The following is a 14,851-nucleotide window of genomic DNA, read 5'->3' on the forward strand; positions in this document are numbered from 1 at the left end:
GATGGCAGAAGTCGTTCTTGAGAATATCTGCAAGACCTATGGCAACAATTTTCACGCGATCGACCAGCTGAATCTGTCGGTCGAGGACGGCGAGTTCTTGATTCTCGTCGGGCCGTCCGGTTGCGGCAAATCCACCGCGTTGCGGATGATCGCGGGATTGGAGGACGTCACCAGCGGCAGCCTTCGGATCGGCGGTATCGACGTCGTCGACATGCCGCCCAAGGACCGCGACATCGCGATGGTCTTCCAGAGCTACGCGCTTTACCCGCATATGACGGTGTTCGAAAACATCGCCTTCTCGATGCGTCTGGCAGGCAAGTCCAAGGCCGAGCGCAAGAAGCGCGTGGACGAGATCGCCAAAACCCTGCAACTGACGTCGCTGCTGGATAGCAAGCCCGCGAACCTTTCGGGCGGGCAGCGTCAACGGGTTGCCATGGGCCGCGCCATGGTGCGCGAGCCGGCCGCCTTTCTCATGGACGAACCGCTTTCCAATCTGGACGCGAAACTGCGCGTGCAAATGCGCGCCGAAATCACCAGCCTGCAAAAGCAGCTCGGCGTAACGACCATATACGTGACCCACGATCAAACCGAAGCGATGACGATGGGGGACAGGGTCGCGGTGTTGAAAGGCGGCGTGCTGCAGCAGGTCGACACCCCCAAGAGGCTCTATGAATCGCCGGTGAACGCTTTCGTTGCGGGCTTCATCGGGTCTCCTTCGATGAACCTTTTCGAGGCGACCCTGACGGGCGACGAACTGACGTCCGGCGCCTTGGCTATCCGTTTGCAGGATGCGGCCTTCGTCCGCAGGCCGGGCTTGAAGTCCTATGCGGGGCGCAAGGTCGTGTTCGGGATCCGACCCGAGGATCTCTATGACAGCAACCTCGAATCGGGCCGCAAGTATCAGACCATACCGGCAAAGGTGACCTCGATCGAAGAACTCGGGTCCGAACACATCGTCCATCTCAACATCGATGCGGTCCGGGTGGACTCCGGCGACCCGGACGCGGTGCAGGATTTCGGCCTGGCGTCGAACGCGGTGGCGAGATTCGAACCGGCCAGCACGGTCCGCGCCGGCTCGGAAATCCGCTTGGCCCTGGATGACGCCAAGCTCCATTTCTTCGATCCCGAGACGCATCTGGCGATCTGAAGACCCGCGGCAAGGCCCGCAGGCGAGGGTGAGGCGCCTGCGTAAGAAGACTTCTGAATAACCAGACGGTCGTCCGCATTGTGCGGTCGATCCCCAAAGAAGGAGGAGAAAATGACGTTTCGTATTAAACCCGCAATGCTGAAAATAGCCGCGGCCGCATGGTTGCTCGGCGCAACCGGCGCCCTGGCGGACACGACGCTGGAATTCACCCAATGGTGGGAGCCCGAATTGCCGGCTGGCTCGCTCAGGTCAATCATGGATGAGTTCGAGGCCGCGAACCCCGGCATAAAGGTGACGCTGGTCAGCGGCCCCTACGCGACCACGCGAGACCAGATCTCGGTTGGTGCTGCGACCGGAACGCTCAGCGACGTTGTCGGTCTCGACGGTGCCTGGGTGAACAATCTGAATGCGCAGAACGCGCTCGCCGACATGAATCCGATGATGGATGCGAGCAAGTTCGACAAAGGCCAGGTCGCCGATATCATCAAGGTGGACGGCAAGGCGGTGATGTTTCCGGTGGCATCCTTCGTCTATCCGGTCTTCGTCAATCTGGATCTCGCCGCCAAGGCCGGCGTGACCAAGCTGCCGTCGACCCGCGCGGAATTTCTCGACGCCGCCAAGAAGATGACCGACGCCAACAAGAACCAGTATGGCTGGGTGCTGCCGCTGTCGCTGCAGTCTCCCGGCGGAGTCCAGAACGATCTGATGTCGTGGGTCTGGGCTTCGGGCCAGTCGATGATGGCGGACGGCAAGCCCGCCCTCGAGGGCAAGCCGGTGGTCGATATGCTCTCCTTCGTCAAATCGCTCAATGACGCCGGCACCATCTCGCCCGGCATCGCCACCAAGACCGAGCAGGAAAAGGTCGAGGAATTCGTCAACGACCGCGCCGGGATGATGATCGACTCGCTCGCGCATGTGAACCTCATCCGCAAGCGCAATCCGAAGCTGAACTTCGACCTGATCCCGGTCCCGGTCGTGGAAAACTATACCGGCAAGCGCGGCCTTCCCTATGCGTCCTGGGGCATCGGCATCTCCGCCGCCTCGAAACATCAGGAGGAGGCCTGGAAACTCGTCCAGTATCTGATGAGCGAAAAGGTGAACGCCAAGCTGGTCTCGCTTGCAAACGCCTTCCCGGGCAACGTCAACGCCAAACCCGACTTCGTGACGTCCGACAAGGCTTTCGGCAAGGCCTTCGAGATATTCAAGACCGGCTATCTCACCAACGAGTTCACGGGCCTGCCGGTGGCCGAAGACCTGATGACCCAGTTCGACGTGCAAGCCCAGAAGATGCTTGCCGGCGAGCAAACGCCGGAACAAGCCGCAGCCGCTGCTCAGAAGGGTTGGATGGCGAAATTCTGATCGGCCTGTTCCCCTTTGCTATCTTCGACCGGGTGGCCTGGCTTCGGGCAGGCCACCCGGCAACAACGGATCGGCAATTTGAGATGGACCTGTTTTTGAAGCTTACCTTCTCTTGAAGGCGTATCCCAAGGTTGGCACATGACCCGGCAAAAGCGCTCCCACCACAAGCTGAAACGAGCGGTCGCACCCTACCTCTATCTGTCGCCCTCGCTGCTCATCATCGGCCTTCTGATGCTGTTGCCGATGGTGACGGTGATTGCCTATTCGTTCCAGAACAGCGCCGTGCTGCGCCGCGACCCATCCTTTGCCGGACTGAAGCACTACCAGGCGATCTTCGACGACCCGGTGTTCTGGGCGTCGCTTTGGCATACGCTTTACTTCACATGCATGAGCGTCATTTTCCACATGACCATCGGCATGATCTTCGCCCTCATGCTGAACAGCGACCGCATCAATCCGACGCTGCGCAATATTCTGCGGGTGCTCTACATACTGCCCTGGCTGTTCACCGCGGTGATCATCGCCGTGATCTGGCGCCTGCTGCTCGAGCCGAATGGCGTGGTGAACAGCATTCTCATGCAGATCGGCATCATCGGTTCCAAGGTCGAGTGGTTTTCCTCGCCGCAGACCGCGCTGCACGCCGTCACCTTCGCCAACATCTGGGCGGGCTATCCGCTGTTCATGGTCAGCCTGCTCGCGGGCCTGCAAGGCATTCCCAAGGATTTCTACGAGGCCGCCGATATCGATGGGGCGAAGGCCTACCAGAAGCTGATCTTCATCACCATCCCGCAGCTGATGCCGATCATCATCAGCATCTCGCTGCTCGATTTCATCTGGACCATGCAGGTCTTCCCGTTGATCTGGATAACCACGGGCGGCGGTCCGATCTACGCGACCGAGGTCCTCAGCACCTACACCTACAAGCTGGCGTTCTCGAGCTACAACCTGTCACAGGCGTCGGCGAGCGCCGTGGTCATCCTGCTGATCTCGCTTGGCCTGACGCTGTTCTATATCCGTTATCAGAAGGCTCGGTAGTCACCATGAGGAAACGAAACTCTGGCAAAGACAAGCTGATCACCGTCGCGCTGCATGTCGCTCTTGCGGCAGGGCTGTTCTTCGCGGCCTTCCCGATCTACTGGATGCTGAGCAGCTCGTTCAAGTCGAACACCGAAATCTTTGCCCTGCCGCCAACCATCCTGCCGAAGGCTTTCACGCTGGAAGCGTATGCCGCCATCCTTGGCGACCCGGTAAAGCTGCGCTTCTTCTTCAACAGCTACTTCGTGGCGGGAGCGGTGACCGTGCTGACGGTGCTGATCGCCTTGCTGGCGGCCTATGGGTTCAGCCGCTTCAACTTCCGCGGCAAGGGCAGCCTGAATACAATCATCATCAGCACGCAGACGATCCCGCCGATCACACTTTTGATCCCTTTCTTCGGGCTTGTCGTCTCGTACGGCATCTTCGACACCTATGTCGCGCTGATCCTGACTTACCTGGTGTTTACGCTGCCCTACGCGATCCTTTTGATGACAGGATATCTGAACACCTTGCCCCGCGATCTCGATGAAGCGGTGGCTGTCGACGGCGGTAGCAGTTGGACCGCACTCTGGCGGGTGATCGTCCCGATCTCGCTGCCCGGTATCGTGGCGACCTCGGTCTACACTTTCCTGCTGTGCTGGAACGAATTTCTCTTTGCGCTCACGCTGACCAAGTCGACCTCGATGCGCACCGTCCCGATCGGCATCCAGCTGTTGATGGGGCAGCACGCCTTCGAATGGAACCAGATGATGGCGATGAGCGTGCTCGGCTCGCTACCGCTCTTGCTCATCTACCTCGTTGCCCAGAGGTACTTCCTCGCCGGCATGACCGCGGGCTCGGTCAAGTAGGATGTCCATCCCCAGAAGAACTGACCCGCGTATTGCAATCGATGATTGGACCTTGTCTGCTGGCAGGCGATATCGCCGCGGCCTCGTCCGTCATCACCGCTCCGCTACTCGTGTTGTTCTTCTAGCGCCACATCATCGCGGGGCGGCATCAAGAGTAAGCGGTATCAAGGAATGAAAGGATGAACGTGAAAGACCTCAAAGTCGGCTGCCAGACCTTCACCTGGGAAATGCTGGGAGACCGGTTTACCGGCGGTCCCGACGATCTGTTGAAGGCGATCGCCGATGGCGGCTATGCAGGCATCGAGATCACCGACACCATGATCGGCCGCTATGCCGGCAAGCCGGCCGAGTTCGCCGCTGCCCTGAAGTCGTCTGGGCTGACGCTCGTCTCCTTCGCCTTCGGCTCACGCAGCGGCTTCACGCTGAAGGATCAGATCGGCACCGATCTCGAAACCGCCAAACGCTGGATCGACTTCGTCGCCGCCTTTCCTGGCGCGCTAGTGTCGATGGGCTCGGCGACCCTCGTCTCCGACGGGCCGCGCGACGGCAAATTCGCTATTGCCGCCGAGGTGTACAACAAGGCCGGCGAGCTCGGCCGCAAGGCTGGCGTCCAGGTGGCGGTGCATCCGAGTTCGCACCACAACACGCTGCTGTTCGACCGCGCCGACTACGACGCGATTTTTGCCTTGCTCGATCCCGACCTGGTCGGCTGGGTGCCGGACACCGGTCACATCCTGCGCGGCCACAAGGACATGGCCGACACGCTCACCACCTACCGCGACCGCATCCGCTACATCCATCTGAAGGACGTCGACGCCAGCGGCACCTGGGCGATGTTGGGCGAAGGCGTCTGCGACACACCTAAAGTCATCGAAATCGCCGGTACCGCGCCCAACTTCAACGGCTGGCTGGTGCTGGAGGAAGAATCCGACACCGCCGCCGCCGATCCCGCCGGCGCGGTGAAGACCAACCGCCAGACGATGCGCGGCTACGGGGCCTGAGACGATGATCAAGAAACAGGACAGACGCCTCAGGGTCGGGGTGCTCGGCTGCGGCCCGATCGCGCAGTTCGCGCATCTGGAATCCTGCGTCAAGGCCGGCAATGCCGACCTCTACGCTATCTGCGACGCGGCGCCCGATCTGCTCGCCCGCATGGGCGCCACCTACGAACCGCGGAAGATGTATGCCGACTATGACGCGATGCTCGCCGATCCGGAGCTGGAAGCGGTGATCGTCGCCACGTCGGATGCCTATCACGTGCCGATGTCGATCAAGGCGCTCGATGCCGGCAAGCATGTTCTCTGCGAAAAGCCGATCGGCACCTCGGTGGAGGAAGGCGAGGCGCTGGCGGCGGCGGTCAGGCGCTCCGGCAAGGTGCTGCAGGTCGGCCACATGAAGCGCTTCGACCCGGCGCTGGAGGCCGCGCGCGACTTCGTCCGCGACGAGATGGGCGAGGTGCTGGCGCTGAAGGCCTGGTATTGCGATTCCACCCACCGCTACACCAACACCGATGCCGTGCAGCCGCTGCCCGTCACCAGCAAGCTGGCGAAAAAGCCGGCGGGAAATCCCAAGGCCGATCTCAGGCAATATTTCATGCTGGCGCACGGATCGCATCTGGTCGACACGGCCCGCTTCCTCTGTGGCGACATCGTCGCCGTGCGCGCCCGCCTCAACGAGCGCTTCGGCGCCTATTGCTGGTTTGTCGAGACTGAATTCGCCAGCGGCGCGCTCGGCCATCTCGATCTGACCGTCGCCGTGCGCATGGATTGGCACGAGGGCTTCCAGCTCTATGGCGAGAATGGCTCGGTCATCGCCAAGACCTTCAACCCCTGGTACTTCCGCGCCAGCGAGGTGGACATCTTCCATGAGAAGGACGCGACCTCGCGCAAACCGCTCGGCGCCGACGGCCATTTCTTCCGCCGCCAGCTCGAAGGCCTTGCCGACACCGTGCTCACTGGCGCGCCGATGCGCGGCGCCAATGTCGAGGACGGCATCGCCTCGATCCGCGCCATGGTGGCCATTGCCCGCTCTGTCGAGACCGGCGAACGGGTTGAGCTCGCCTCGGTTTCGGGTGCCGTCTGATGCGCCTCGGCATCTTCGCCAAGACTTTTCCCGGCATTGACCCGGCCGCCGTGCTGGCCGCGGTGAAGAAGGCCGGATACGAGACGACGCAGTTCAACCTCGCCTGCGCCGGCCTGCCGTCGATGCCGGATACCGTGCCGGCGGATGCCGTCGCCGCCATCCGCGCGGCCGCGCGATCGTCTGCCGTTTCGTTGGCGGCGCTCTCGGGCACCTACAACATGGCGCATCCCGACAAGGCGGTACGCGATGATGGACTCAAGCGCCTGGCCGTGGTCATCGCCGCCGCCGCCGCCCTCGGCATTCCGCTGGTCACGCTCTGCACCGGCTCGCGCAATACCGCCGACCAGTGGGCCTATCATCCCGACAACGCCGCGCCGGCGGCTTGGACCGACATGGCCGCCGAGATGGAGAAGGCGTTGGCGTTGGCCGAACGCGCCGGCGTCGATCTCGGCATCGAGCCCGAACAGGCCAACATCGTCACGTCGGCAAGCGATGCAAGGCGCCTGATCGCCGAGATGGGCTCGAAGCATCTGAAGATCGTGCTCGATCCGGCGAACCTGTTCGAGCACGCGACACCCGACGGGGCCCGCGCCATCGTCGCCGCCGCGATCGACCAGGCCGCCGGCCACATCGCCATGGCGCATGCCAAGGACCGGCACGGTGACGGCCGCTTTGCCACCGCGGGGCAAGGCGTTGTCGACTTCCCGGATTTCGTCGCGCGGCTGAAGGGCGTGGGTTTCGATGGCGCGCTCGTCACGCACGGCTTGTCCGCCGACGAGGCTGCCGGCGTCGCCGCCTTCCTGCGAGGGTTGCTCTGATGGGCGCGGCGCCGACGATCATGCTGCGCGACGATGCAGCGCTCCGCGTCTTCGATACGGGGCAGGGCCTTCCCATCGTCTCCCAGCACGGGCTCGGCGGCGATGCCGCCCAGGTGGCTTTGAACTTTCCCGACAGCCCGTCGCGCCGCCGGCTGACCGTCGAATGCCGCGCGCAAGGCGGCGCCAGTGCCGGCAGCAAGCGTCCGTTCTCGATCGCGATGTTCGCCGATGATGTAATGAACGCGGCCGACGCAGCCGGAATGGAGCGTTTCGTCGCCGGCGGCATCTCGATGGGAGCGGCGATTGCGTTGCACCTGGCGGCCCGGCATCCCGATCGCGTCTCAGGCCTCGTACTGGTGCGCCCCGCCTGGGCCTTCGACGCGGCCCCGCAAAACATGCGCCCTTACGTCGAAGTGGCGCAACTCATCAACCGGCTTCCGGTGGACGAGGCACGCGCGGCCTTCACTTCCTCCGCGACTGCTGCCCGCTTTCGAGACGAGGCGCCGGACAATCTCGCCTCGCTGCTCAGCTTCTTCGCGCGCGAAAACGCAACCGTTTTTGCCGAGGTGATGCAGGCGATCGCCAATGATGGACCCGGCGTGACGCGGGCCGAAGCTGCCGGCCTTGCGATGCCCACGCTCGTTATCGGCAGCGGCATCGATCTCGTCCATCCCCTGGCGACCGCCCGCGAACTCGCCCAAACCATCCCGAACGCAGCCTTCGCCGAGGTGAGCCCGAAGGCCACCGACAAGGACCGCCACTTCGCCGAAATCCGTGCCGCCATCGGCGGCTTCCTCGATAGAAATTTCAACAACCAGGACCAGTCATGATCTCGAAACCTTTGTCAGGCCCGGCCGCCATCGCCGCATTGCCGCGCGACCGTCTGGTCGCCGAATTCTCGTCATGGTCGGCCAATCTGGCCAATTTCGAGAGCGACTTGAAGCGCATCGAGCCCTATGTCGATCTGCACCACATCGACGTCGCGGACGGCCATTTCGCTCCGTCCTTCCTGTTTTTCCCCGATCTCGTCGCCCGCATTGCCACGCTGACGGCCAAGCCCATCCATGTCCATCTGATGGTCGATGGGGCAATCGTCGAAGAACAGACGCGTCAGTTCATCGAGGCCGGCGCCGACATGATCAGCGTCCATGCCGAGAACGGCGAGGCGGGCCTGCGCGCGGTGCGGCTGGCGCGCGAACTCGGCGCCGAGGCCGGCGTCGTGCTGAGGCTGGAGACCCCGGTCGAGGCGGTGACGCCTTTCGTATCCGAGGTCGCTTTCGTAACGCTTCTCGGCACCGCGATCGGCGTCAAGGGCCAGGGCCTGTCGGAGAAAGCCTGTGACAGGCTGGGTGAGGCCCGCGCCATCCTGCGAAAGGCCGGCCGCGAGGCGGCGGTGGTGCTCGCCGCCGACGGCGGCATCCGCCACGAAACCGTGCCGTTGCTGCGCGCCGCCGGCGCCGAGACGGTGGTTCTGGGTTCGCTCGCTTTCGGCGACAAGGATCTCGCCGGCCGCATCGGCTGGCTGCATGGTTTGAAGGTCGCGGCATGAACATCGAAGCCGCCCTCGCGATCGATCTTGGCGGCACGGAGCTTCGTGCCGCTTTGGTCGACCGTGACGGCAAGATCCTGGCCTTCGCGGCGGTGCCGACGCAGGCGCAGGCCGGCCCCGACGTGGTGATCGGCCAGATCGAGGCGCTGGCCGCGACCATCCATGCCGAGGCGCCGGCACTGTCGATCCTAGGCGTCGGCGTCGGCGCGCCGGGTCCGCTCGATCCGCTCGCCGGCATCGCGGTCGGACCGCCGACGCTGGCCGGCTGGCAGGACGTGCCGCTGGCCGACATACTCGAGCGCCGGCTCGGCCTGCCGGTACGGCTGGAGAACGACGCCAATGCGGCAGCGCTCGGCGAATGGCGTTTCGGCGCCGGCCACGGCGCTCGCTCGCTGGTCTTCGTCACCGTCTCGACCGGGATCGGCGGCGGTGTCGTTGCCGACGGCCGCATCCTGCACGGCCGCCGCGGCCTTGCCGCCGAGATCGGCCACATGACCATTACCAACGAAGGCGAGCGCTGCGTGTGCGGCGTCGTCGGCTGCTTCGAGGCCATTGCCTCGGGTACAGCGCTCGGCCGCCGCGCCAACGCGGCGACGTCGCCCCTGGACGGCTCGACGCTGCGCCGCCTCTCGGCAAACGCCGAGGTGACCGGCCGCCACGTGGTCGAGGCGGCACGGCTGCAGGACGACCTCGCTGTGGCGCTGCTCGAGGAGGAAGCTCGCTGGCTGGGCGTCGGCTTCACCAACCTGTTGCATCTCTATTCGCCCGATGTGCTGGTCGTCGGCGGTGGCATCGCCAATGGCCTCGACCTGATGGCACCCGTCATCGGGGCGACCATCCGCCAGCGCGCCATGCGCGCCTATCGCGACGTGCCGGTGGTCCAGGCCCAGCTCGGCCGCCACGCCGGACTGGTCGGCGCGGCCAGCCTCGTCCTGTTCGACGATGGCGGCACATTGGCGGCTCCCATGCCTGCCGGCCCAAGCACATATCCGGAGAGGAGGAGGGACTTCAATGGCTGAGCTCAAGCTGCGCGGCCCTGTCTCGCGGCAAGCCGATCCGTCGCGCTGCGATCTTTTCGCTGCCGATGGCAAGGCCCTGCCACTCCCGCGCAAAGCCGTCTGACAGCGATGACACATGAAAATGGCCGCAAGCGGCGTGCTTGCGGCCATGGTCCTTGGCATGAAGCCGTGGATCACTCGGCGGGAACGATGTCCGCCGGCAGGCTGTCGTCGGCCGTGCCAGCCAGTGCCCGGGCCAGCTTGGCTTCGTCGAGCTCGCCTTCCCAGCGCGCCACGACCAGCGTGGCCACCGCATTGCCGACGAAGTTGGTCAGCGCCCGGCATTCCGACATGAAGCGGTCGACGCCGAGGATCAGCGCCATGCCGGCGACCGGCACGGAGGGAACCACCGAAAGCGTGGCGGCAAGGGTAATGAAGCCGGCCCCGGTGATGCCGGCGGCACCCTTCGAGGATAGCATCGCCACCAGCAGCAGCAGGATCTGATCCGATATCGACAGATGGATGTTCGTCGCCTGGGCGATGAACAGCGCCGCCAGCGTCATGTAGATGTTGGTGCCGTCGAGATTGAAGGAATAGCCGGTCGGGATGACCAGCCCGACCACCGAGCGCTTGGCGCCGGCCTTTTCCATCTTCTCCATCAGCGAGGGCAGGGCGGCTTCCGAGGACGATGTTCCGAGCACCAGCAGCAGCTCTTCCTTGATGTAGCGGATGAGCGACAGGATCGAGAAGCCGTTGTAGCGGCAGACCGCACCCAGCACGACGAAGACGAACAGGAACGAGGTCGCGTAGAAAGTGCCGACCAGCATGGCGAGGTTGATGACCGAGCCGATGCCGTATTTGCCGATGGTGAAGGCCATGGCGCCGAACGCGCCGATCGGGGCTGCCTTCATCAGCACGCTGACCAGCTTGAACATCGGCGCCATCAGTGCCTGCAGGAAGTTGAGCACCGGCGCACCCCGGTCGCCGACCAGCGCCAGCGCGATGCCGAACAGCACCGAGAAGAACAGCACCTGCAGGATGTCGCCATCGGCGAAGGCGCCGACGATCGTGCCGGGGATGATGTTCATCAGGAAGCCGGTGACAGACTGGTCATGTGCCTTGGCGGCGTAGGTGTTGACGGTCGACGCGTCGAGCGTCGCCGGGTCGATGTTGAAGCCGGCGCCCGGCTGCACGACATTGGCCACGACAAGGCCGATGATCAGCGCCAGCGTCGAGAAGGTGAGGAAGTAAAGCATCGCCTTGCCGGCGACGCGGCCGACCTTCTGCAGGTCGCTCATGCCGGCGATGCCGGTTGCGACCGTCAGGAAGATGACCGGCGCGATGATCATCTTGACCAGCTTGATGAAGGCGTCGCCGAGCGGCTTCATGCTCTCCCCGATCGACGGATAGTAGTGGCCAAGCAGGATGCCGACGGTGATCGCCACCAGCACCTGGACGTAAAGCTGGGCATAGAGGGGCTTGCGCTGCGCGGCGGGCGCGGCGGATTGGTCTGCGATATGCATCGAACTCTCCCTGGCCGGAAGGGACGGACATGCGCCGTCCTGCGTGACTTCTCCCATCGCGGCGCTCCGGTTGCCCGCCGCTGGAAGAACTTTTGCAAGCGCCGTGCCAAATCGGAGGAAGGCCGGAATCCCCGGGTTTCGGCCGTTCCTGCCCCCGCTTTCGACGGAGACGTGTGCGGATTTCCGCACACGTCTTGTTTGCCCTGGCGGAATTTCGCATTAGACTGGGGGCCAAAGCCGTGCAGGGAAGGGAGAGGGCCGACGCCGCGACAGCGCATCGATAGCGAAACCCCTGGGTTTGCCGGCCGCGACCTGTTGCGCGAAGCGGTAGCGCGCCTGCGTGATGGGCGTTGGCTGCTTGCGGCAATCGCGCTCGCGGTGCTGGCCGGCGCGGTTGCCATTGCCGGCCGCATCGCCGCGGGCCAGGCGGCCGGCGAGCTGCGCGATGGGGCACTGGCCGCCTTGCCCCTGGCGGCGGGAACCTTGACCGGCGAAATCGAAAAGCAGCGTCTCGTGCCGCTGGTGCTGGCGCGCGACGATGCGGTGCGCGATGCGCTGCGCCGCGCCGGGAAGGTCGAGGAAACGGCTCTCGACGCCAAGCTGAAGGCGATAGCCGGCGATGCATTGGCCTCGGCCATCTATGTCATCGACACTGCGGGCATCGCGATATCGGCCAGCAATGCCGGCCAGCCGGACAGCTTTGTCGGCATCGACTATAATTTTCGCCACTATTTCACCGATGCGATGGCCAAGGGCGCTGCCAGTCAGTACGGCCTCGGCACGATCAGCGGCAAGCCGGGACTCTACCTCGCCGGCCGTGTCGACGATGCCGGCAAACCGCTTGGCGTCGCGGTCCTGAAGGTCGAACTCGGCGGTGTCGAAGCCAATTGGCGCGCAAGCGGCTTTCGCGTTTTCGTCACCGACGAACGCGGAGTCGTTCTGGCCACCAGCCAGCCCGACTGGCGGTTCCATGCGCTGGCGCCGCTCTCCGCCGCGGATGCAGCCGCCGCGCATGCCCAGCTTCAGTTGGACGCAGCCTTCGAACCGCTGCCGATACGGCGTGGCGCCGGTGATGGCCTGGCGACAATCGAGGAGGCTGGAAAATCGCGCCGGTTCGTCGAGGTGGTGCAGGACTTGCCTGGTGCCGTCCCCGGTTGGCGCCTATGGTTGCTGACGCCCGCCGATGCCGCCCTGACCGCCGCCGCCAACACGGCGCGCCTGACGACGCTGCTCGGGCTGTTGTTGACGGGCTTGCTTGCCTATGTGCTCACCCGGCGCCGCCGCACAAGCCGGCTGCGGCAGGAGGCGCTGGCCCGCATGAACATCGAGCTGGAGAGCCGGGTCAGCACAAGGACGGCCGAATTGACGCGATCGAATACGGCGCTTGCCGGCGAAATCGCCGAGCGCGAAAACGCCGAGGCCAAGGTCCGCCGGCTCCGCGACGATCTCGCCCAGGCCAACAGGCTCTCCATCCTCGGCCAGATCGCCGCCGGCGTCGCGCATGAAATCAACCAGCCGGTCGCCGCCATCCGTACCTATGCCGAGAATGCCGGCCGCTTTCTCGACGCCGGCAAGACCGAACCGGCGAGCGGCAATCTGACGTCGATCGTCTCGATGACCGAACGCATCGGCGCCATCACCAGCACCTTGCGCAGTTTCGCCCGCCGGCCCGGCGTTGCGGCATCGCCACTGCCGGTGCGCGAGGCGATCGAAGGTGCGCTGTCGCTTCTGTCCGGCCGCATCCGCGATTCCGGCGTCACCATCGTCAAGCCGCACGGCACCGCCTCGCCATTGGTGATGGCGAGCCGCATCCGGCTGGAGCAGATCCTCGTCAACCTGTTGCAGAACGCGCTGGACGCCATGAAGGACCGGCCCGATCCCCGCATCGAGATCGACCTCGCCGAACGTGACGACCGGGTGCTGATTTCGGTGCGCGACAATGGTCCCGGCCTCGGGCCGGAAGCCGCCGGAAATCTGTTCATGCCGTTCCAGACCACCAAGGAGAAGGGGCTTGGCCTCGGCCTGGTGATCTCGCAAGAGATCGCCCAGGAATTGGGCGGCACGCTGCGGCTCGACCCCGACACCGCCGGCGGCGCATCCTTCACCATCGACTTGAGGCGGATCGAATGACCGAGGAATCAGGGCTGGTGGCGCTCGTCGATGACGATGCGGACCTGCTGCATGCCACCACGCAACTGCTCGAACTTGCCGGTTTCACAGTAATTGCGCTGAAGGCCGCCGAAGCGGCGCTCGGCGTTGTCGACGAGAGTTTCGAAGGCGTGGTGGTCAGCGACATCCGCATGCCCGGCATGAACGGTCTGCAGCTCTTCGACCGCGTCAAGGCAGTTGACGCCGACTTGCCGGTGATCCTGGTTACCGGGCATGGCGATGTCGATCTTGCGGTCGCCGCGCTCAAGGATGGCGTCTACGATTTCATCCCGAAACCCTATGCGGCGGAGCGCTTGGTCGAGGCGCTGAAACGGGCATCGGAGAAGCGGCGGCTGGTGATGGAAAACCGGCGGCTGCGCGAAGCCGCGGCACTTGCCGCCGACGGTATGCCGTTGATCGGCGAGGCGCCCGCCATCCGCCGATTGCGCGAGACCTTGCGCCAGATCGCCGACATGGATGTCGACGTGCTGGTGGAAGGCGAGACGGGAACCGGCAAGGAAGTGGTGGCCGACCTCCTGCACAGATGGGGCAGGCGCCGTGCAAAGCCCTTCGTGGCGCTGAACTGCGGCGCCCTGCCGGAGACCGTCATCGAGAGCGAACTGTTCGGTCACGAGGCCGGCGCGTTCACCGGCGCGCAGCGGCGACGCATCGGCCGCGTCGAGCACTCCAGCGGCGGCACGCTGTTTCTCGACGAGATCGAATCCATGCCGCCGGCCCTGCAGGTCAAGCTCTTGCGGGTGCTGGAAACGCGCAGCCTCACCCCCCTCGGCTCGAACGAGACACGGCGCCTCGATCTCAGGGTCGTCGCGGCGACCAAGGTCGATCTCGGCCGGCCGGATCAACGCGGCGATTTCCGCGAGGACCTCTATTTCCGCCTCAACGTGGTGACGCTGCGCATCCCGCCCCTGCGCGAGCGGCGCGGCGATATCCCGATGCTGTTCGGGCATTTCCTCGGCAAGGCCGCGGAACGCTTCGGCCGGCCTGTCGGCAAGGTGAATGCCGCCGTGAGCGATTATCTCCAGTCGCACGACTGGCCGGGCAATGTGCGTGAACTGGCGCATTTCGCCGATCGTGTCGCGCTCGGCCTTGGGCCCGATGACGAGGCCGGCGCGAGCCCCGCGCGGCCGGGGCCTGCCGCCGCGCTGCCCGAAAGGGTTGGGCAGTACGAGGCGCAGCTCATCCGCGACGCGCTACGCGACCATGGCGGCGACGTGCGCGGCGCCATCGACGCGCTCGGCGTGCCGCGCAAGACGTTCTACGACAAGCTCAAGCGCTATGGCATCGCCGCATCCGACTTCCGCCCCTCTTGATGCTTCCAACCCC

The 14,851-nt window shown here is 64.8% G+C and carries 13 protein-coding genes; 12 read left to right on the forward strand and 1 reads right to left on the reverse strand.

Going from position 1 to position 14,851, the window contains the following annotated elements:
* Position 1 precedes the first annotated feature (1 nt).
* The 10 genes from EN861_RS19900 to EN861_RS19945 all read left to right on the forward strand — a co-directional run bounded on the left by EN861_RS19900 (position 2) and on the right by EN861_RS19945 (position 9,857).
* The gene (locus EN861_RS19900; RefSeq protein WP_135865159.1) at positions 2-1,147 is read left to right on the forward strand and encodes an ABC transporter ATP-binding protein; all 1,146 of its coding nucleotides are present in this window, start codon (positions 2-4) and stop codon (positions 1,145-1,147) included.
* A 111-nt stretch (positions 1,148-1,258) separates the two neighbouring features.
* On the forward strand, positions 1,259-2,506 hold the full coding sequence (locus tag EN861_RS19905) for a sugar ABC transporter substrate-binding protein (RefSeq protein ID WP_135865162.1): 1,248 nt from the start codon (positions 1,259-1,261) through the stop codon (positions 2,504-2,506).
* Between the two features lie 138 nt (positions 2,507-2,644).
* Positions 2,645-3,541 (forward strand): sugar ABC transporter permease, encoded by an 897-nt coding sequence (locus tag EN861_RS19910; RefSeq protein ID WP_135865165.1) that lies wholly within the window; start codon positions 2,645-2,647, stop codon positions 3,539-3,541.
* A 5-nt stretch (positions 3,542-3,546) separates the two neighbouring features.
* Positions 3,547-4,389, forward strand: a complete 843-nt coding sequence (locus tag EN861_RS19915) for a carbohydrate ABC transporter permease (protein WP_127870598.1) — start codon at positions 3,547-3,549, stop codon at positions 4,387-4,389.
* Between the two features lie 179 nt (positions 4,390-4,568).
* Positions 4,569-5,390 carry a sugar phosphate isomerase/epimerase gene (locus EN861_RS19920; protein WP_135865166.1) on the forward strand — a complete coding sequence of 274 codons (822 nt, stop codon included), beginning with the start codon at positions 4,569-4,571 and terminating at the stop codon, positions 5,388-5,390.
* 4 nt (positions 5,391-5,394) lie between these two features.
* Positions 5,395-6,471 carry a Gfo/Idh/MocA family oxidoreductase gene (locus tag EN861_RS19925; RefSeq protein ID WP_135865168.1) on the forward strand — a complete coding sequence of 359 codons (1,077 nt, stop codon included), beginning with the start codon at positions 5,395-5,397 and terminating at the stop codon, positions 6,469-6,471.
* Positions 6,471-7,289, forward strand: coding sequence for a sugar phosphate isomerase/epimerase (locus tag EN861_RS19930; protein WP_135865170.1), 819 nt, complete (start codon positions 6,471-6,473; stop codon positions 7,287-7,289). Before EN861_RS19925 ends, EN861_RS19930 begins: the two co-directional genes overlap by 1 nt.
* A complete protein-coding gene (locus tag EN861_RS19935; protein WP_135865171.1) occupies positions 7,289-8,119 on the forward strand; it encodes an alpha/beta hydrolase in 831 nt (276 codons plus the stop codon). The genes EN861_RS19930 and EN861_RS19935 overlap by 1 nt, the downstream gene beginning before the upstream one ends.
* Positions 8,116-8,838 carry a ribulose-phosphate 3-epimerase gene (locus EN861_RS19940; protein WP_127281284.1) on the forward strand — a complete coding sequence of 241 codons (723 nt, stop codon included), beginning with the start codon at positions 8,116-8,118 and terminating at the stop codon, positions 8,836-8,838. The genes EN861_RS19935 and EN861_RS19940 overlap by 4 nt, the downstream gene beginning before the upstream one ends.
* Positions 8,835-9,857 (forward strand): ROK family protein, encoded by a 1,023-nt coding sequence (locus EN861_RS19945; RefSeq protein WP_135865173.1) that lies wholly within the window; start codon positions 8,835-8,837, stop codon positions 9,855-9,857. Before EN861_RS19940 ends, EN861_RS19945 begins: the two co-directional genes overlap by 4 nt.
* A 173-nt stretch (positions 9,858-10,030) precedes the next feature.
* Here EN861_RS19945 and EN861_RS19950 read toward each other — a convergent pair whose 3' ends face one another.
* Positions 10,031-11,359 carry a dicarboxylate/amino acid:cation symporter gene (locus EN861_RS19950; protein WP_127280707.1) on the reverse strand — a complete coding sequence of 443 codons (1,329 nt, stop codon included), beginning with the start codon at positions 11,357-11,359 and terminating at the stop codon, positions 10,031-10,033.
* A gap of 312 nt (positions 11,360-11,671) precedes the next feature.
* On the opposite strand from EN861_RS19950, the gene EN861_RS19955 reads away from it, so the two are divergent.
* Together EN861_RS19955 and EN861_RS19960 are read left to right on the forward strand one after the other, a co-directional pair.
* A complete protein-coding gene (locus tag EN861_RS19955; RefSeq protein ID WP_127870669.1) occupies positions 11,672-13,489 on the forward strand; it encodes a sensor histidine kinase in 1,818 nt (605 codons plus the stop codon).
* Positions 13,486-14,838 (forward strand): sigma-54 dependent transcriptional regulator, encoded by a 1,353-nt coding sequence (locus tag EN861_RS19960; protein ID WP_135865175.1) that lies wholly within the window; start codon positions 13,486-13,488, stop codon positions 14,836-14,838. Before EN861_RS19955 ends, EN861_RS19960 begins: the two co-directional genes overlap by 4 nt.
* Positions 14,839-14,851: the final 13 nt, after the last annotated feature.

The organism is Mesorhizobium sp. M8A.F.Ca.ET.218.01.1.1 (genome assembly GCF_004791165.1).
Taxonomy (GTDB): domain Bacteria; phylum Pseudomonadota; class Alphaproteobacteria; order Rhizobiales; family Rhizobiaceae; genus Mesorhizobium.